This window comes from Paenibacillus sp. FSL L8-0502, assembly GCF_038593055.1.
GTDB classification, from domain to species: Bacteria; Bacillota; Bacilli; order Paenibacillales; family Paenibacillaceae; genus Paenibacillus; species Paenibacillus polymyxa_D.
Genome location: NZ_CP151958.1, coordinates 1189954 through 1209263, shown reverse-complemented (window position 1 = coordinate 1209263; position 19310 = coordinate 1189954). Strand labels below are relative to the sequence as shown.

The window sequence follows — 19310 nt, the reverse complement described above, 5'->3', positions numbered from 1 at the left end:
TTATTTTATTTTTTTGCTTACCACTTTTTCAGCTTCTGTAAGATAACCCGATTTATTTATCTCAAATTTATATAATTCAATCCATCCTCCTTTTACTTTTACTCCAGCCTTTTCAAAGAGTTCTGGATACTTTGATGCTTCAGCTACTGTCGGCCGATAATGACCTGACTTATTGTCAATTCGTCTTACTTCTCCTTGTCCATTTATTTTCAATTGCCCTGCCGCAAGAACCTCATCTCGATTGCCTAGGGTATGATGCCTTTTCCCAATTACTAATTTCCCATTTTTATCTATAACAAAATCCACTTGCGTCCTGCCGTTAATTCCTTTAATCCTTCCATTCTCTAAAGTATATGTTAGTATTTTCCCGTCTTTGGGTAACCCTTCATCAGGAAATTTATTCTTGATTGTTGAACCAATATCAGTTTCCTCTAGTATCTTAGAATTCCCCTTAATAGCCCCTGTTCCTTTTGACATGCCGCGAGAAACAATACCAAGAGTCGGGCGGGTGCTCTGTCTTGATTGGAAAATAGATGCGGTGGAAATTATGAGTTCGAACTGTGCTTGAGAAATTGCGCTCTCTAATGCTATCTTCCCACGGAATTCACTTAGTGCCTGCTCGGCTTCCATCTTATCACTACTTGTAAGATGGGCAAACCATTCTTCAAAAGTCTGTTGTTGCTTACCCTTGTATAAATTTTGATACCATCGCCTTAGATCAGCTTCAGCTTGTTCTTTTTCCGCTTTTTTGGCTCCTGCATTCATCACAGTTTCTAAACGAACATCTGGCTCTGTTTTTCCTTTTAGCTCGGGATTTACTGGCCTAGGGTACGGATCCTTTTTATTTAAAATCAGCTCTACGAAGGCCCACTGGGCTTTTGTCTCCGAGTTACTTTCTACTTTACTCGTTTGTGTTAGCCTTGCAAACCAAGTTTCAAAATCCCTATTTGGATTAAACTTATAATATCTTTCATACTCATTCCTTAATCTTTCTTTTTCTTCTAAAAAACCTGTTTCTCCTTCACGCATCACCATTACATTCTTAACATATTCCTCAAATTCAAGATTTCTATTTTGGTCATTTTGATTAATGGAACCAAATTTCTCATCAAGAATTTTCTTCGCTCCGGTGGCATCTAAGGGTTGTAACTGTTCAACTTCCTTATTCCGCCAACCTTTTCTCACTTCAAGCGGAATTTTGTGATACTCCGTGTTCAGCTTGTCCATATTATGGGCTAGATTTTTCGCTAGCTCCCCTAATGATCTGGAACTAGCGACGTTGCGGGCTGCTGTCCATACTTTGCCCCTGTAAGCGGAGGCGTAGCGTTGTCCGACGCCGTTCTTTTTATAAGCAGCTACCCGGCGGCTAAAGGCTGCGGCTTCCCGCGCCAGATTCCTTCCGCCCAGCACAGCCCAGCCTCCTGATGGCACGCCTGCCAGCATGGATAAACCAGCGGCCGCATACTTCAAGGCACGGGTTGGCCCTCCCTTGGCAACGTCACGGCGAATCGAAGTGAGCTTGCTGTTCGCCATCCGGGCAGGCGTCCCCAATACGGGAACCGTACCGATGATACTCAGCGCCTTCTGAGCTACGTTTAGTATCCCCCCAAGCAGGTTTGCCTTCGGCGATGCAGGTGTGGTGGGTGAAGCACCTGTCTTCCTCGCCTGGCCACCACTTGAGTTTCCTCCGTTAGGTGAGCCCGCTCCAGATCCGCCAGTACTTTTGGGCGCATGAGCAGCCTGATAAGCCTGAATGGACATCAGCGGCGGCTCCGGTACAGGCTCTAAATCCGCTACGAAAACAGGGCGTTTTGTAAATCCATCCAGTTTAACCCTGGATGCACGAATATCCGTCTCGCCATCCATCACCATACTGCTGCTGCCTGCTTGCAAATAAATGGCCTCGACTGCCGCTATATCCACTGTGTCCTCCGCATGGATCGTCAGCTCCCGTTTGGCCGCAATTGAAAGCATATGGTCACTGTGTACCTGTATTCCCTTTGCATCAAGTGAAATATATACGCTATTCGTTTTAGCCGATACCAGCAGCTCTTGCGCGCTTAGCTTAACCAGCTTGTCATGAGGAGTGCCCCAGTATTTAATGTCCGGATTGCCTAACTCGGGTATAGGCTTGCCACTGCGCCTCACAGACCTGGCTGCAAAACTATCCGACTCCTGCAAAGTCGGGAACTGTACCTGCACCATGTCTCCTTTTTCGGGCATCACATACCAGCCGCTATGGCCCTCTGCACTATAGCCTGTTGCATAGGGGAGCCAGCATGCCTTTTCCCGTTCCTGTACAGCATCTATGGTGAGATGTACACGTACCTGATCCCGCTCAACTTCCAGTACCTGGCCCTCTAGGGAGGCCCCTCTCACTGAATGGTTCCAGATCGGCTTTTGCCGAATTTCATCTTCAGAAACCAGTGTATAGGTATGTAAAAACAACCCCCGGTCCATCCGGGACACGATATCCGCAACGAGCAGTTCCTTGCCTTGAAAAGAGAGTACATCTCCCGGGCGGAAATATCGTGCACTCTCCACAGTATAGAACGTACCATAGGGGGTGTTGGCTTCGTTATGGCGCATACCGATTTGAATCCCCGGCTGTCTTTGCCAAAGGTCTGCTCCTCCAGGCAATGCTCTACCCATGAAGCCATCCACGCTGACAGCAGATAGTCGCTCACTGCTGCTTGAATCACTCCAAAAATATTTTATTCCGTCGTCCACATGACCCGATCCTGGAAGAGGGCCGCCAAGGATTGCTGCGGCTTCGTACACCGACGATGCTCCACATGACAAACCGTCCCCGTCAGAAAAAGCCCCATCTGCGCCGACAAAGCTTTTTCTTGAACGATACGGGACCTCATCCAGTGTTGCGGGTCGCCCCTCGGGAATACCGAACCAGAACTTGGGGGCATCTGCGGCAGCCTCAGGCACAAGCACAGCTCCAAATCTGGAAGCCATCCTTTTCAAAAATGCCCAGTCTGTTTCTCTGTACTGCAATGTCAAAGCGCCCAGTTGAGCACCCCCGCTGACCGTATCAATCACATCTGCGCCTGTATAACCAGTAAGTACCTGCTTCAGCAGCTGCCCATACGTCATGGTATGATTTTGAAAAGACCGGGTCACAGGCCTCACATCGAGCCGAATCGTATGCGATATGGCCTCTAACTGTACGTAATGAATACCGTGTACCTGCTTCAGCGTGATACGCGTCATTTGTCCATGAAACAACGTACGCAGCCGCTGGCCATCCTTGTCCTTTTCGATGACTTCAACCGGTTCGGCTTCATTCTCTAACTCCATAAACCGTTCCTGATTTTCCTCCGGCACGATACCACTTACTACCAAACGCACATGGTCGCCCAATCTACGCTCAATACGAATGTCTGTCATGGTTTGCAGCGGAACTTTACTCAGTAATTCCACATGACGGTAACCGGATGTTTCCTGCACCTTGTCCATTTGATGAGAAACCCCCACTATCATTCCAGATTCTGCCCGTCATTTTCAATCGTTATTGCTCCGCAATACAGGCAGGCATTGGTACAATACTCCAGCAAGGCAGGCTGTCCCTCGACGAGCACATCCTGCTTGCCCCCAATCCAGGGTCGAAGAATGACCGGAACACAAGGCGCCTTCTTCACACCGAAAATGTCCACCATCTCGCTATTTTGAACCGCCGGATTGGCCGAGCTAAAACAGTTACCAAACCCAGATATATGAACTCCCGGTTCGTGATCCCCCACATTCATCTGGGCCTTGTCCTTGATGTAAACACCGTGGCTAAACGGACGCTTGAGCCGGGTGGGTTGTGTACCACGGTTGCATTTCAAAATAGCCCCTGCAACCACATATCCTTTTTTTGCACCTGATCCGGCCTGAATGGTCATGGATGCTTTTTCTTTTGCCATGGTCTGCTTCCTCCGTCAATTCGTTTTGACTTCGCTGCCAACGACCGATGTGTCACCACCGAGTGTAATATGGCTGCTGCGGCTGGACAGGTTGATTTCCTGACCGGCGGAAATAGTCACCTTTTGCCCCGCCTCCATGTGGATGTTACCGCCTGCCGAAAAATGAATATCTTTGTTGCTCACCATATGAATACCGTCGCCCTGATTCAGCTTGATGAAAACAGCGCCATCCTTGCCGGTAATCACCACCTCGTCCGGTGTCAAGCGGATTTCCTTACCATGTGGCGTTCGGAAAATTTTTACGTCGGGATGCTTCAAATGATTGTGGCCGCCATCCCCCCGATCCTGCCGGACCGAGCTACTCGCGATGCCCTCGTCATCATGCTGGTTCGGGAAATAAATACGCACTTTATCCCCCAGCTCAGGCATCACATACCAGCCACTATGCCCCTCTGCACTATACCCTGTTGCATATGGAAACCAGTGGGCTGTATTTTTGTCCTGCTCCGGGTCGATATCCAGATGCACTTTAACCCGATCACGTTCGACAGCGATCACTTTTCCCTCCAGAGACAGACCCGTCAACTGCTCGTTATAATACGCTTTCTGTCGCAACCCCTTATGTGTCGTCAAGGTATATGTGTGCAGCAGTACTCCCTGCGTCATACGAGTTTGTGCCTCGTATACATATAGCGTTTTGCCACGGAATTGGATTTCATTGCCCAGTTCCAGCACCTGCTCTGTTTCAACGGTATAATCGAGAAAATCCTGCTCGTCCACCGAAGCTGTATCATTGCCTGCAAAGTAGCGATATGCCGAGATTCTTTTGCTTACCGTGTAATGATAATTGTCCAGTTGAACGGCTGTTCCACTTTCCTCAATGCCAAAATAGAACTTTGGGGTATCAAATATGGCCGCGGGCATAAGGGAGGTATGGTAATAGGAAGCCAGCCGCTTGAGAAAAGCCCAATCAGTCTCGCGGTACTGCACCCACATCCGCCCGATCGACGCTCCTCCGGTGGCCGAATCCATGATGTCCAAGCTAGGATAAAGAAGCGAAATACGACGCAGCAGTTCATCCACCTTCATATTTTTGTCCTGAAAAGAACGACTTTGGGGGCGTACATCCAGCCTGTAGGTATGCGACACAGCCTCTACCTCCAGGTAGTACACATCTCGTACCGCCTTCACTTCAATCGCCAGCACTGTTCCGCTAAACAAGGGAACCTCCGTGCCATCCTCAGCCAGCTGCGAGATTCCGACAGGTGAGTCAAATTTGGTCATATCCACATAAGTATCTTTTAGTTCCTCAGGCACGACAGCGGTAAAACGCAACCGAGTGTGGTCGTTCAGCTGCTTGACCAGGTAGAGCTCCTGTACATTGATAAGCTGATAAGGCGTCATTTTCAGATTAGAATAGGTGGTGCTTATCTGCTCCATGTTCCTTCTCCTTCAGCCTCACTAGGCAGGATTTTTAGTGTGGTCATCATACGTTGAGCGACCGGACGCCATGTATCCATACGTTCCTCCGTACAGTTAAATGAGCATATAAGCGCATGCCCTTCCAGAGCTGCAAAAAAGGTCAGATTATACAGACGCGTATTCAAAGCCGGAGTCATAAATTCACAGTATCCGACCCGTCGTCCGTACACCTTGCACACACCGTCTGCATACCATTCCGTCAACTTTTGCGTGTGGTGCAAAATGTAGATCATCTCGCTGGTGAACGCCTCTAGCTCCTCATCCGTCAGTTCGCTTGGTGTCAGGTTAAAAGAAAAATTGATCTCCCCTGTTGGATCGGTCAAAATGAGCGGTGGGCGATAACTCGAAGGATATTTAAGTTCAATCTCCCGCTCACCCATCTCGGTGAAAGTCCGGGGCAACCATATCGAAATTTTGTCGTTCAGCAAAGGACGTTCTGCAAAAGCGATTCGTTCTCCGTCCAGCATCTTAAGTGGATAAAGTTCCAAGCCGCTCTCAGATTCTATGTAATTGTGTAAATCCGATTTCGGGAGACCAGATGCACCCTGTTGTTCCTTCCGTGCAGTATTAATCATGTCTGCAATTTGTTCATCCATATGTCCCATCGACGGTAAAACTCCTTTATATGTTCAATCTCAATATTCATTTCATGGAACTTTATAACATAATTGAATCCAAAGAACCATTTGAATTCCAATTTATACCTTACATTATAGGTATCATACGAAGTGTTTTTGTTATTGTCAATTTATAACTCTTATAAAACAATCAAGATATAAGACCTATTATCATGCATAAAAATGAAAAATTTACTATCATTCAGATTCTTTTTACCCAAAACAAGCATCCATACTTGTGAAAATACGTCTTCGTTTTCAAAGAAATAAAGTTAATTCGCCTCTGAACATCTTCAATTTAAAATAATCATATGAATTTCAATTCCCAAAAAATGATTCTTTTGAACCTGAATCCAATTGCCTATTTTCAAAATCAAAAAAAGCCTACCTTTTTATCAGGTAAGCTCCACGCGAATATGAATAAATCATAAAACTTCCTATATATTCAGTCCCCTTCCTCCTCCGCATAGTTCCTCACATTGCGCTCTACAGCAGAGCGGTATTCTACAGGGGTTTGGCCTGTGTGCTTTTTGAACAGCATATGAAAATACTGCCTGCTGGCTACGCCTACATAATCGGCAATTTCTTGAATGGGAATGTCCGTTTGCTGAAGAAGCATACGGGCCTTGTCCATTCGCAGCATTGTTAAATACGCGGTGAGTGTTAGCCCCGTATGTTTTTTGAAAATACGGTGCAAATAACCTGGGTGCAGATTCACGGCCGCCGCCATGTCCTTGACCACAATCTCTCGATCATAGTTCAGATGGAGAAATTCAATGCATCGTTTGATGTACATATCCGTTTGCTGCGTGTTGCTGCGCTCTGCCTCTTCCCGTAGACGTGCAATTCGTACTAGCAATTGCATAAAAAGCATCTCTGCCATTGCACCCGGCTGTTCTTTTCGTTGGTCCAGCTCCAGCACGAGACTTTTCAGCGCATAATATACCTCTTCCGGGTCCGATAGTACCAGATACGGGAACGGACGTGACATGAGAGTCGTGACCTCCTGCTCCTCCGCTGCTATTTGTTGGATAGACGGTCCTACCCTCACCCCTTCTGTAAAACCAAACTCTACATTTAGCATCCGGCACGGTTGTTCTCCTTCCACCACCAGTCGATGCGGTACACCTGCGTCCAGCATAATAAACTCGCCTTTACGCAGCGTGATGCTTTCTTCCGTGTTCTCTCCCGTTTGTACATCTACCCTGCAAAAGCCGGAAATCATGTACATAATTTCAGTGGAATGATGATCGTGGTAAGACATGGTATAGTCATGCCATTGCTTGTAATAGTAAGCAAAAAAACGGGGAATATAATCCCCGTCACGTAGCCGTGGCTCAAACAGACTTCCGTTCATCCCCGCACCTCCACTAAATAGATAAGGCTAACACGACAACGTATCTGAAATCGCTCTATTTTCACAGTTTAACAGACTGAGCCGTGTACTTCTATTTCACACCATTGGACGATCTATAATCCTTTGGAATGTAGCAGGCGACTTCTACCTAAAAGGTAGGGGATTCATCACTTTCTGGACTTAAATACTGAATCAACATCCCCACAAATCGGTTAGCAATTTCTATATCCTCAAGTTCGTTATTCCGTTCGTCCTTGGACGTCAGACTCATTTTCTGGAGTATACCCATCATAGACGTGAAGATAAAATGAGCGGTCTTCAAGGGCTCCGTGTCGGACTTTAATGATCCATCTTGGAATCCAGCTTCCAGAGCATCCATCAGGAAATGTCGTTCCTTTTCCCGGCTAACAAAATTGTTGTACTGTTCTTTGAGTTCTTGATTTGAATCATAAGCTTCGTAATGCAGATCGAATAAAAGAATAAACTTGATGTATTCCGGATGTTGCCAAGCGTAATTAATCCATGCATCAAGCATCGAAGTAAGCATCTTCTTCCCGCTCATTTCAGCTGAAGGTGCCCTTCTAACAAATTCGGTCATGCTCTCAAGGATTTCCATCTGGACCTCAAAGATCAGTTCGTTCATGGACTGAAAGTGCTTATAGAATGTGACCCGACTTACACCAGCCACGTTGCATACATCCTTAATATTAACTTTGAGAAAGCTTTGCTTCATAAAAAGTTCCTTCGCAGCCGCAATGAGTTCTTCCCGATTTTTGTTTTTTAAATTCTGGTGCCAGTTCTCAGTCATTCACAACCATCCGTTTCTTATTTTTCGATTTTTGTAAGGTTAAGAAAAGGGCAGATGCAAGGATAAGTGCACCAAAAATATAAGGAATATGAATGTGTTTATCAAACAACAAGCCCGCTAAAATGGGTCCCAATATATTGCCTAGGCTGGTATACGTCGTATTCAATCCAGCGGCATATCCTTGGCGATCACCAGCTGAGTTCGCGATCATTGTACTTACCGTTGGTCTTAGGAAGGCATTAAAAGCAAAAAACAGAGCAGATACCGCCAGCAAATAACCTAGATTAATCTTAATGATCATTAACAGTAAAGCGATGGCTGTCATGATCAAAGAAAGACGTATAAGCTTCATCTCACCAAGTCTCTTGATGAGATAATCAAGTAGCCATATCTGCACAACGATGCCTATAATTGCACCAACCGTAATGATCATTGAGATTTTAGTGGCATCAAAACCATATTTTCGTTCCACAAAAAGAGCATACACTGTTTCGTAATTCATCAAACCTAATGTCATGATCAGAATGAGGAGAAGATAACGAAAATAGGATGTCCGAAATGAATTTAGGATTTGGTTGCGAATGGGTTCCCGGCGGACCCAATGGCTAGCGGGTTTTCGTTTTTCCTTGGGTAATGTCTCTGGCATATACAAGCTAAGCAGCGTAGCAACAAGTCCAAGTCCACCAGCAAAAAAATAGGGCACCCTTATGCCAAACTCAGCGATCATACCGCCTAACCCCGGACCAAGCACCATCCCCAAATTCATGGAAGCACCCAAGTACCCCATTCCTTTAGCGCGAGTTTCAGGAGTGGTAATATCAGCAACGTAGGCCATATTGGAAGGAACCATTAATCCAATACCCATCCCCCCAATAAATCGGGCAATATATAAAAGGGGCAATGTCGTAGATACAGCAAACATGAGATCCGAAATGACCGTTAAAAACAGACCGGTGATGATCATGGATTTTCGCCCCCATCTATCCGAAAGCTGCCCACCTAGGGGCGAAAAAATAAACTGTGCTGCTCCAAATGCGGCAATAAGATACCCCGCAGCAGCTCCTGCCGCATTAAATTGTTTCAGATATTCAGGCAGAATGGGAATCACCATGCCTTGACCCAATAAAGCAATAAACAAATTCAGCATCAGAATGAAAAGCGGAAATGTAGCAGACTTAGGTAAGCTGCTCATGTTTGTAACCCCCTCCAACCCTTTACACTATGTAACCCTTTACTATGTGTAAACTATATTAGTTGAAATAGGGGGCATTGTAAATAAAAATACAAACCTATTGAGCCTAGCTAATACCGAAAAGAGATCTTGTTATTCTTGATTTACACATGAGGCTCCCTTTTTGCAAACTCTTGTAACATACCTCTTATTTGTTCTACCAATATAGCAGGTGCTTTCTTGGGTGAACCCGTGTCAAACGGAGGCTGAGGATCGTATTCCAAAATCAGCTGGACTCCTTTACTCATGTCTTCTCCCAATTCCCATGCTATTAGCTGGAGTGCCATATCAATACCAGAGGAGACACCGGCTGCTGTAATGATTTTGCCCTGACGAACCACTCTCTCATCTGTTGGAATGGCTCCAAGAGATTGAAGCAGGTCTAAGGAGCCCCAATGACTGGTGGCTACGGTTCCATTTAACAAGCCTGCGGCGCTCAAAATCAGAGAGCCATTACAAACCGACGTGGTCCATTTCGTAGTTTCATGTATTTGGCGAATCCAGTTTAACGTTTCTTCGTCATTCATTGGAGTTTTATAATTTGGCGGACTGCAGCCTGGAACAACAAGAATATCAGCTGAAGGTACTTCAGAAAAACTGTAATCGGCATGCAAATAACCCATATTTGAGTCCAGTTTGACTAACCCCTTTTTCTTAGCGACAAACTTCACTTCACATTTCAGTGTAGCAGCAAATACATCATATGGACCTATGGCATCTAATGCTGTGATTCCATCGAAAAGCATGATTGCGATTTTCATGATGACTCTCCTTTGAAGTGGGATTTTATTCTTGCACACCCATACTAACATACATATACGGGGTATGGGTATATTTAATTTTGTGAAAACACTGCTCGGCTTTCTTCATAGACGATATTGCCCACAACCAGAACAGTGACCTTTTGAAGTAATAATACGCTTACCAGCGTAAAAGCCTCTGCCCTCAAGGGGGTATGTTAATTTCAAACATCTCTTGTCACCAAAAGGCATACTTAAAAAGGGCTACCCCCAGGGTAGTCCTTTTTAGCATCATAAAGCTTCTACATCTTGCCTACAAATCTGTGAATCGAGAGCCGGCTTAAGAGCTTTGCTTACTCAATTGACCATAATATAAATCACTGTAAAAGCCTTTGTGAGCCAGCAGCTCATCATGAGAACCCTGCTCCTCCAGACGGCCATCCTTCAAGACCAGAATCCGGTCAGCCAGACGAATGGTATTCAGCCGATGTGCGATGACGAAACTTGTTCGACCCTGCATAAGCCGCTCCAGTCCTTCTTGTATCTTCATCTCAGTAATGGTGTCGATGCTGCTGGTTGCCTCGTCGAGTACAAGAATGGAAGGGTTGGCCAAAATAGCACGGGCAATAGCCAGCAGTTGTTTTTGCCCTTGACTGATGCCGCTGCCGTTCGCTTCCAGCACCTTGTCGTATCCGTCCTTCATCCGCATGATAAAGGAATGGGCGTTGGCCAGTTTCGATGCTTGTTCAACCTCCTCATCGGTGGCGTCCAGTCTGCCGAAACGGATATTTTCACGAATCGTCCCCTGAAACAGGAAGGAGTCCTGTAGCACAAATGCCATGCGGGAGCGCAAGCTTTCACGCTGTATGGTGGTAATATCGCGTCCGTCCAGCGTAATCGTGCCCTTGTCGGGGCTATAGAATCTAGAAAGGAGCTGGATCAGTGTCGTTTTTCCTGCCCCGGTCGGACCGACCAGCGCGATCATTTCACCAGGTTTGGCTTCAAAAGAGATACCTTCCAGTGTAGCACTTCCCTCATCATAACCGAAGGAAACATCCGTAAACCGCACCGCCCCCTCCACATGCGCTACCTCCACTGCGCCGCGTTCATCCTTGGACTCTTCATCTTCATCCAATATTTCAAATACACGCTCAGCTCCGGCAATAGCAGACAGCAGGGTGTTCCACTGGTTAGCCAAATCGTTCAGCGGTCTGGTGAACTGGCGGGCATATTCTACGAATACAATAATTGTACCTATAGTAATGGAGCCGCGAAGGGCCAAAATCCCACCGATCCCCGCTACAATAGCAAAGCTGAGATTATTCAGTCCATTCATCAGCTTCGGTATAAAGCCTGAAATCGTTTGTGCCCAGAAGCCCGACAGCCGAATACGGTCATTGCGCTCGCCAAAACCATGGATGACTCTCTTTTCCTGCGAAAATGCTTTAATAATCTGCTGCCCGGACAGCGTTTCTTCGATGTATCCGTTCAGTTCGCCCACATTCTTCTGTCGTTCCTTATATAAGGGCCCGGTACGACGTGTAATCCAGCGCATCCCGGCAGCCATTAACGGCACCACGATAAAGGTCAACAGGGTCAGCAGCGGGCTTAACCACAGCATCACCGTGAGTGTACCGATTAACGTCAATATGCTCGAAAAAATCTGAATGGCGGAGCTGTTCAGCGTAGAACTGACATTTTCGATATCATTGGTCAGACGGCTCATGATCTCTCCCTGCTGACGTTTGCTGTAAAAAGGAATCGGTAGTCGATGCAAATGTGAAAACAGATCGAAACGCATGCGGTACACCGTCTCTTGGGCAATCTCAATCATCCAGATATTTTGCAGCCAGGAGGTCAGCGAGTTCAGTAGATATACAGCCCCTAATCCGATGAGAAAATAAATCCACGTGCGTCCACCCGGACCTTCGAGAAAATCATCCACCGCTACACCAACCAGATATGGACCCAGCAAAGCCAGCCCGGAGCTGAGCAGCACCATGAACAGTACCAGCATCAGTTTGGCCTTACGACGAGCCAGATAAGCCCATATCCGTCCTAACGTGCCAGACCAGTTTTTCGCTTTGGCCTTGCGGCGTCCTTCAGCTCCCGCCGGATTTCGCAGCACACCGGACGGCGGTGTAGGCTGACGGAACGGTTCAATGAGTTCCTTGAACATGCGACTCCTCCTTTCCATATTGTGATCCATAGATACGTCGATACAGATCCGAGCTATCCATGAGATGCTTATGACTTCCGCTTGCCATCAGACGACCCTCATCCAGCAGTAAAATCTGATCTGCCGATGCAGTCGAGCTGATTTTCTGCGTAATGAGAAATGTCGTACAGGACAGGCCATCGAGTGCATTCAGTAGTGCTGCTTCCGTCCCTACATCCAGCGCACTTGTGCTGTCGTCCAAAATCAGCACTGCCGGCTGGCGCACCAGTGCGCGGGCAATCGAAAGTCGCTGTTTCTGTCCGCCAGACAGATTGACGCCACGCTGCCCGAGCATCGTGTCATAGCCTTGCGGCAAGCGTTCAATCATATTATGGATTTGCGCCATGCGTGCGGCTTCCTTAATTTGCTCCAGGCTGGCATTCTCCAGCCCCCAAGCAATATTATCCCGAATCGAGCCAGTGAATAGCAGTACCTCCTGAGGGACATAGCCAATGGCCTCTCGCAATATGGACGCATCCAGTTCACGAGCGTCCTTTCCGTCAAAGCGCACATGACCTTCATCCTCTTCATAGAGACGCGTAATCAACTGCACAAGTGAGGATTTTCCCGAGCCAGTGGCCCCCATAATAGCTATCCGCTCGCCCGATTGCGCTTTAAAAGATATATCCTTTAGGACAGCCAGATCACTGCCCGGATAATGAAAGCTCACCCGGTCCATTTCCACCTGTCCCTCAATCCGTGTATGATGTGTTGAAACAGGCTCCAGCCCTTGCCTATCTTCATTAGATGTTTCCAATATCTCTCGGATCCGCCCCGTAGATGCAGTTGCCCGGGAAAACACAACAACGATACCTGATAAGGCAGACAAGGCTCCAATCGTCCGCAGTGAATAATTGACGACTGCGACCACCTGTCCTACACTGGCATCCCCAGTGGAAATTTGGCCGCGTCCGAACCAAAGTACTGCAATAATCCCTGCATTCATCGTAAACAAAATGAACGGCATCGTCGTTTCTGTCCAGCGTAGAGCGGACACCGTCCCTTTCATCAATTCACCTCCGTAATGGGCGAAACGTTCGATTTCATGCCGCATCCGTACAAAAACCCGGATGAGCCGGATTCCTGTCAGGTTCTCCTGAATCACTCCGTTAACGTCATCTAGGCGACGCTGGACACCCTTAAACAAAGTGACCGTTCGCCGCATCATCACCAACACAAACACAAACAACACCGGGGCCATAACCGCCAATAATAGTCCAAGTCTGAAATGTACAACCAGTGCCATCACAATACTGCCGATGACTACAAGCGGAACCCGTGTCATAAACCGCAGGCTCATAAACACCGTATCCTGTACTTGCGTGACATCCCCGGTCAGGCGCGTAATCAGCGACGAAGTGGCAAAACGTTTAAACACAGGATACGAAAAGGATTGCACTTTACGGTACAGCTTTTCCCGCAAATCATAGCCGAAGCCCTGACTTGCATGTGAAGCAAAAAAAGAACTGGATATCCCCGCCATAAAAGCGATAACAGCACTGCCCACCAGTACACTGCCCCATAACCAGACGACAGACAAATCCTGCTGCCGAATGCCCTCATCTATGATTTTGGAGATCAAATATGGCTGCGATAGCTCTACCGTCAATTCCAGCAACATCATTACGAGCGCCGCGATGGCTGGAACCCGATATTTTTTTAGAAAAGAGAACATCATCCCCACAAGCATTCCTCCAATTGCCCATAGCCGTCCTTCCAGATCAGCGTGTAATGGTTATAAGATTCAAACCTGCCTGCTGTAAAACCATATATACGCACTTTATACAACACTATATTTTATTATACCCTTCTGAACGGCTTCGTTTAACCAGCAAATTGGAGACTCCGGTTGTGAAATTAAAAGATATACAAGAAAGCGTTCCAGTCACGGTCACACTTACCGGACAGGAACGCTTTTTCGGTTATTTCGGCAGCTCTGCCGGATAATACTGCAGCCAGCGCCTTAAATCCGCGCTATGGATGACAAGCTTGGGATCTTCACCGACTAGGCGAAGCCGCTCCAGCAGGAACTTGATTTCACCGGAGCCTGCCTCGATTCCTTCCTGCTCCAGCATATATTGAACTGCACTTCTGCCCGAATGCTTGCCGAGTACGAACGAATGGTCAGTGCCCAGCTCGGTCGGATCAAGGGCCTGGTAGGCGGCGCGCTCCTTTAGCAGACCGTTGATATGTATGCCGGATTCATGGGCGAATACCATGTCTCCCACAATGGGCTTGCCTTCGGGAATGATTCGGTTGGAGGCTTGGGACACCAGTGCAGCCAGCGGGTTCAGCAGTTCGGGACGGACGCTGCAGGTTCCTTGATATAGGTCCCTCCACGACATCACCACCTCTTCCAGCGCCGTATTACCTGCCCTTTCCCCAAGTCCCAACACCGTGGTACTGGCCCAGACAGCTCCCGCCTGCAAAGCTGCCAAAGTATTGGCAAGCGCCAGGCCATAATCATTATGACAGTGAATCTCAAGCTCCACATCCTGCGGCACGCGCGATACAAACCTGTCTATACGGGCAGCTATGGCAGCAGGATGGTGAACGGACAGCGTGTCGGCATATCTGAAGCGCCGGATACCATCCCTGTAGAGCTGATTCGCCAACTGTTCAAGGAACAAGTCATCTGCCCTTGAAGCATCCTCAAAGCCTACGGAAATAGTCAATCCTTTACACTGACCGTAATCGACAGACTTGCGGATCAGTTCTGTCACCTGCTCAGGATTCATACCCAGCTTGGCCTTCATCTGCACCGTCGACACGGGAACCGAAATATGGGCCCAGCCGACACCTGTCGATTCAGCTGCATCAATATCTGTGAACACCGCGCGATTCCAGGTCATTAGCTTCATCTGAAGTCCAAGAGCAGCAATTCTGGCAATAGATCTGCACTCCGCCTTTCCCATTGCCGGAATTCCGATCTCAGCCTGCTCCACCCCCGCCGAGTCCAGCATGATGGCAATTTCAGTCTTCTCCTCGGCCGAAAAGGCAACGCCCGGAGCCTGTTCTCCGTCACGCAGTGTTGTATCACAAATATGCAACTGACTCATCTGTATCCCCTCCCGTTCCGCAACACGGACAGCGTGGGTTGCGCTTGACCGCTATGGTGCAGCTGCTCATATCCAGCACATTCATACGGTACATGCGGTCAGTGAACAGATTGCCCGCATCTGTAATCCATTTGACCGCTTCCAGTGCAGCCATGCAGCCAATCAAGCCGGAGGTCGCTCCCAGGACCGGGAATCCCAGGGGTTCCCAAGGCTGTCCGCCTTCCGGGTAAAGACATTCCAGGCATGCCGTCTTACCGGGATCAATGGTCATCAATGATACTTCATAGGCGTACATGGCCGCTTCTATCATCGGTCTGCCATGTCGAACACATAGTCTGTTCAGCGCATATCTTTCCGGAAAGTCATAACGTGCATCTATCACAATATCGGCCGCTTCTACCCATGATCCAGAGGATTCTTCCGTGATTCTGTGGGCGTGGCCCTCAAGCTCCGTCTCCGGATTGATACGATGCAAATGCTGTAATGCCGTCTCCATCCGTTCCTCCCCGATTCGTCCGCTGTCCATCAGCACCTGCCGGTTCATATCGGGCAGATGGATTACGCCCTCATGGGCCAATATCAGCTTTCCTACTCCGGCAGCGGCCAGGTACATGGCCGCTGTCCCTCCCAATCCTCCGATGCCTGCAACCATAACAGTAGCCTGCTTTAGCCTGTTCTGACCTTCCACTCCCAGCAGCTTCAACTGGCGTCCGTATCTACTGTCTTCCAGCAGCTGTACCATTCGTCCACCCCCTCCATGTGCGGCTCCCGCCTTTAAGATATTCGGTCCGCAGGATCTTGATAACTTATAGGGTTGCTTTTCCTTACAGGAGAGCTCATGATTCGGCTTTGCCGCTGCCCTCCTCAGCATGCAGGATTTTGGCAAGCCACATGGGCGGATTACGAGCCAGCATATTCTGGAGACGCTGGACCTGCTCCTCAATGGTGCTACCGAAGGCCACCTTCACAGGCATAATGGTCCGTTTGGTAACCTGTGCGGCGGCCGAAGCGCCAATCTGTACCAGGAAGATCAAGGTACAATCCTCGATCAAGCCAATTCGGCTGGCGATCTTGCCCGCCTCGTTCTCATCGCTCCCCGGGGCTATCCGCCGATGCTCCAGGAACTGGACGCCTGAGTGCCGGATTTCAAATACAGTGAACATAGGACTCTGCCCAAAATGAGCATTCACAAGCACGCCGTCTTCCGTCGCAAATGCAACCTTCATCCTCCCCTCCCCCTCTCGGCAAGCAATACATTGCCCACCTTATTCACCCATTCCATGGTTCCACGGTATCCGACGCTTACGGATGTGTGGGCGCCTAGCTCGTCATACACCGGCAAGCCTGCCGGTACGAATGAGGCCCCAGCCCGTGCCGCTCCCTTTCTTCCATGTGAACTGCTGATCCACAAATCAACACCCTGCGCGCTCTCCTCTGCATCATCCAGGTCACCGACCCAGACTTCCCGTTCTGTCTTTTGCAGTGCGGGCGTGCTGCAGGGTGTAATTAGCCGCTTCAGTTCCACTCCCATCTCCTCCAGCCAGGCTGCGGTCGACAGCATATGATCCGGTTCTAGCGCCACTACAGCCGAAGCGCCGGAATAATAGAAATGGGCATCCAGCATGCTGTCCAACAGATTTTCACGCTGCCAGCGAAAGCGAATGGGGGCTGGCTCGCGGCTGATCTTCTGCAGAAAATGTATGAACGCATCGCTCGCGGCCAAGCCAAACAGACCAGCGAACAAGTGGTAGGGAATGCCTGCGGCATGAGTCAGCCTGCGCGCCGGCCGCTCCATGCTCGCGCCAATGGCAATGGTACAGGAAGACTCCAGCATCTGGCAGGCTGAATCTAGCGGAGTCCCCCCTCTTGTCAAAGGGGAGAAGCCTGTCAGCAGGTGACCGGACAAGGAAGTAGAGATATCGGGGAGCGTAATAACCTCCAGGCCGAAGGAAGCGATAATATCCTTGATTTCCATGACATCTCCGGCAGTCAGATGAGAAGCCGGCAGCAGATTGACCTGCATCCGGCGCTGTTTTCTGGGGGACTTGCCTCCGGCCAATCCGAGTACAGCATCCATTAGGGACTCTACTGTACTACTGTAGCCCGTCTCCAGAGAGCCGTGAAAATCAGGCAGCGATACAGAAAACAGCAGACTGTCTTTCAAGGCCCGTTCTCGCTTGAACGCCTTTACCCTGGACTGAAAATCAACGCCTGCCACCTCGGTGAGGGCTGTGCTGATGACGCCGATGACATCTGGATGGTGTTTGGACCAGATATGATCCAATGCCTCCTCCAGATTCCGGTCTGCATCAAATATAACGTCCATCTCTTGCAGTGCAGAGGTCTGAACGGCTATCGGCTCTCGAAAATGGCGAGTCAGCAGCGCCTTGGAGAAGGCCGAGCAGCCCTGAGCGCCGTGCAGCAGAGGCATTGAGCGATACATCCCCTGCAGAGCCAGCACGCCCCCCAAAGGCTGTCCTACCTTGAGCGGGTTGATACTGACAGGCTTCGTGGCGGATTTAATCGGCAAATTCCGTCTCCTCCTCCCATGGAGCTGGTTTGGCGGTCAGCTCCCACACCGGATGCTGCAGCGTATGCACAAGCTGTTTCGCCAGAGACAACAGCCCGTCATAGCCCGCATAGGCTTTGTGCCGCTCCTGATTGATGTCCACAAAAGGAATCTGTTCCTTAAGCGCCATATACATATTCCGGCCCCCGGCAATGACCATGTCTGCCTTGCGGCTCCGTACGGTTTTGAGAATCTGCCGGGCACCGCCTTCCGGGATGTATTCCGCATCATCCCCGATACGGTCAGCAATCCGGGATACATCCTCGGCAGTGCTCTTGTTCGTGCCTACACCTACCACCTTTATGCCCAGCTCCTGCAAAGCCGTAATGACAGACCAGCTCTTTACACCCCCGGTATAGAGCACTGCCCGCTTTCCTTTCAACTGCTTGCGATAGGGCTCCAGCTCCAGCGATAGCCTCATTTCCTCCCGTGCGGCCAGCTTATCCACCCGTCGCTCTACATCACGATCTCCGGTCAGATAAGCCATCTGCCGCAAGGAATAACTCGTCTCCTTTGCTCCATAAAATGAACCTTCAAAATAAGGAATGCCGTATTTACGCTCCATTTGGACTGCTAGGCCCAGCAAAGCTCGGCTGCATACGACCATGTTGGCCTTGGCACGATGCGCCCATCCCACCTCACGGAACCGACCGTCCCCGGTAATTCGGGACAGGATAGTCATTCCCGTCTGCTGCATCAGCCGCTCGATATGCCACATCTCGCCCGCAATATTGTATTCCCCGATGAGATTGATATCATGGGAGGTTGTCTGTTCCGGCTCGGTACTGCCGATAATATGCTGGAACAATACATCTCCGGCCAGCCGAGTCCCGAGATTCTTACTGCCCACAAATCCCGGACTGTTCACCGGAATGATCGGCGTCCCCAGCCGCTCCGATTCAGCCTTGCAGACCCCCTCGATATCTTCACCGGTGAGGGCTGTGACGCATGTGGTATAGACGAATACAGCGGGAGGAGCAAAACGGCTGACAATGTAGCGGATCGATTCATGCAGCTTCTGTTCACTACCAAAAATGATATCCTGTTCTCCAAGATCAGTAGTGAAGCCATACGCCGACAGCCCCGGGCCGCTGGACAGGCTGCCTCTGCTCTCCCAGCTATTGCCGAGACACGCAATCGGCCCGTGCACCAGATGAGCCGCATCTGCAATGGGGATCAGTGTAATCTGGGCCCCGTCAAAGGAGCAGCCACCCGAAGCCTCCCCCGGCACAGGCCGGGGACAGGGCGTGCTTTTGGGAATTTTGTTGCCGCAGGATACCTCCAGCCTTCCGTTAGACACAGCCGGCTCCAT

At 49.2% G+C, this 19310-nt stretch carries 15 protein-coding genes; all 15 read right to left on the bottom strand.

Annotated elements, in window-relative coordinates; genetic code table 11:
- Complete coding sequence (locus NSQ57_RS05390) at nt 1–3468, bottom strand: contractile injection system protein, VgrG/Pvc8 family (RefSeq protein WP_342425740.1); 3468 nt, start codon at nt 3466–3468, stop codon at nt 1–3.
- 20 nt (nt 3469–3488) lie between these two features.
- Nucleotides 3489–3917, bottom strand: a complete 429-nt coding sequence (locus tag NSQ57_RS05385; protein WP_341071742.1) for a DUF4280 domain-containing protein — start codon at nt 3915–3917, stop codon at nt 3489–3491.
- Nucleotides 3918–3932: 15 nt separating this feature from the next.
- Nucleotides 3933–5357 carry a hypothetical protein gene (locus NSQ57_RS05380; protein WP_342425739.1) on the bottom strand — a complete coding sequence of 475 codons (1425 nt, stop codon included), beginning with the start codon at nt 5355–5357 and terminating at the stop codon, nt 3933–3935.
- Nucleotides 5345–6004: a hypothetical protein gene (locus tag NSQ57_RS05375; protein ID WP_029516074.1), complete on the bottom strand. Its 660-nt coding sequence runs from the start codon at nt 6002–6004 to the stop codon at nt 5345–5347. Before NSQ57_RS05375 ends, NSQ57_RS05380 begins: the two co-directional genes overlap by 13 nt.
- A gap of 457 nt (nt 6005–6461) precedes the next feature.
- Nucleotides 6462–7373, bottom strand: coding sequence for an AraC family transcriptional regulator (locus tag NSQ57_RS05370; protein WP_342425738.1), 912 nt, complete (start codon nt 7371–7373; stop codon nt 6462–6464).
- A gap of 148 nt (nt 7374–7521) precedes the next feature.
- Nucleotides 7522–8181 (bottom strand): TetR/AcrR family transcriptional regulator, encoded by a 660-nt coding sequence (locus tag NSQ57_RS05365; RefSeq protein ID WP_069010342.1) that lies wholly within the window; start codon nt 8179–8181, stop codon nt 7522–7524.
- Entirely contained in the window at nt 8174–9373 is a 1200-nt protein-coding gene (locus NSQ57_RS05360) for an MFS transporter (RefSeq protein WP_069010341.1), read from the bottom strand. Before NSQ57_RS05360 ends, NSQ57_RS05365 begins: the two co-directional genes overlap by 8 nt.
- Before the next feature lie 143 nt (nt 9374–9516).
- Nucleotides 9517–10173 (bottom strand): DJ-1/PfpI family protein, encoded by a 657-nt coding sequence (locus NSQ57_RS05355; protein WP_039269397.1) that lies wholly within the window; start codon nt 10171–10173, stop codon nt 9517–9519.
- 319 nt (nt 10174–10492) lie between these two features.
- Nucleotides 10493–12331 carry an ABC transporter ATP-binding protein gene (locus tag NSQ57_RS05350; protein ID WP_342425737.1) on the bottom strand — a complete coding sequence of 613 codons (1839 nt, stop codon included), beginning with the start codon at nt 12329–12331 and terminating at the stop codon, nt 10493–10495.
- Nucleotides 12312–14048 (bottom strand): ABC transporter ATP-binding protein, encoded by a 1737-nt coding sequence (locus tag NSQ57_RS05345; RefSeq protein ID WP_342426117.1) that lies wholly within the window; start codon nt 14046–14048, stop codon nt 12312–12314. Before NSQ57_RS05345 ends, NSQ57_RS05350 begins: the two co-directional genes overlap by 20 nt.
- Before the next feature lie 244 nt (nt 14049–14292).
- Nucleotides 14293–15429 (bottom strand): homocysteine methyltransferase, encoded by a 1137-nt coding sequence (locus NSQ57_RS05340; protein WP_165144429.1) that lies wholly within the window; start codon nt 15427–15429, stop codon nt 14293–14295.
- Entirely contained in the window at nt 15407–16171 is a 765-nt protein-coding gene (locus NSQ57_RS05335) for a HesA/MoeB/ThiF family protein (protein WP_342425736.1), read from the bottom strand. Before NSQ57_RS05335 ends, NSQ57_RS05340 begins: the two co-directional genes overlap by 23 nt.
- A 94-nt stretch (nt 16172–16265) precedes the next feature.
- Nucleotides 16266–16655 (bottom strand): NifB/NifX family molybdenum-iron cluster-binding protein, encoded by a 390-nt coding sequence (locus NSQ57_RS05330; RefSeq protein WP_342425735.1) that lies wholly within the window; start codon nt 16653–16655, stop codon nt 16266–16268.
- Entirely contained in the window at nt 16652–17959 is a 1308-nt protein-coding gene (nifN, locus tag NSQ57_RS05325) for a nitrogenase iron-molybdenum cofactor biosynthesis protein NifN (RefSeq protein ID WP_342425734.1), read from the bottom strand. The genes NSQ57_RS05330 and nifN overlap by 4 nt, the downstream gene beginning before the upstream one ends.
- Nucleotides 17949–19310 carry a nitrogenase iron-molybdenum cofactor biosynthesis protein NifE gene (gene nifE, locus NSQ57_RS05320; RefSeq protein WP_069010334.1) on the bottom strand — a complete coding sequence of 454 codons (1362 nt, stop codon included), beginning with the start codon at nt 19308–19310 and terminating at the stop codon, nt 17949–17951. Before nifE ends, nifN begins: the two co-directional genes overlap by 11 nt.

Bases quoted from the DNA above. Each gene is read 5' to 3' on its own strand.
- NSQ57_RS05390 (WP_342425740.1), bottom strand. From the start codon at position 3,468: ATGGACAAGGTGCAGGAAACATCCGGTTACCGTCATGTGGAATTACTG.
- NSQ57_RS05385 (WP_341071742.1), bottom strand. From the start codon at position 3,917: ATGGCAAAAGAAAAAGCATCCATGACCATTCAGGCCGGATCAGGTGCA.
- NSQ57_RS05380 (WP_342425739.1), bottom strand. From the start codon at position 5,357: ATGGAGCAGATAAGCACCACCTATTCTAATCTGAAAATGACGCCTTAT.
- NSQ57_RS05375 (WP_029516074.1), bottom strand. From the start codon at position 6,004: ATGGGACATATGGATGAACAAATTGCAGACATGATTAATACTGCACGG.
- NSQ57_RS05370 (WP_342425738.1), bottom strand. From the start codon at position 7,373: ATGAACGGAAGTCTGTTTGAGCCACGGCTACGTGACGGGGATTATATT.
- NSQ57_RS05365 (WP_069010342.1), bottom strand. From the start codon at position 8,181: ATGACTGAGAACTGGCACCAGAATTTAAAAAACAAAAATCGGGAAGAA.
- NSQ57_RS05360 (WP_069010341.1), bottom strand. From the start codon at position 9,373: ATGAGCAGCTTACCTAAGTCTGCTACATTTCCGCTTTTCATTCTGATG.
- NSQ57_RS05355 (WP_039269397.1), bottom strand. From the start codon at position 10,173: ATGAAAATCGCAATCATGCTTTTCGATGGAATCACAGCATTAGATGCC.
- NSQ57_RS05350 (WP_342425737.1), bottom strand. From the start codon at position 12,331: ATGTTCAAGGAACTCATTGAACCGTTCCGTCAGCCTACACCGCCGTCC.
- NSQ57_RS05345 (WP_342426117.1), bottom strand. From the start codon at position 14,048: ATGATGTTCTCTTTTCTAAAAAAATATCGGGTTCCAGCCATCGCGGCG.
- NSQ57_RS05340 (WP_165144429.1), bottom strand. From the start codon at position 15,429: ATGAGTCAGTTGCATATTTGTGATACAACACTGCGTGACGGAGAACAG.
- NSQ57_RS05335 (WP_342425736.1), bottom strand. From the start codon at position 16,171: ATGGTACAGCTGCTGGAAGACAGTAGATACGGACGCCAGTTGAAGCTG.
- NSQ57_RS05330 (WP_342425735.1), bottom strand. From the start codon at position 16,655: ATGAAGGTTGCATTTGCGACGGAAGACGGCGTGCTTGTGAATGCTCAT.
- nifE (WP_069010334.1), bottom strand. From the start codon at position 19,310: ATGGAGCCGGCTGTGTCTAACGGAAGGCTGGAGGTATCCTGCGGCAAC.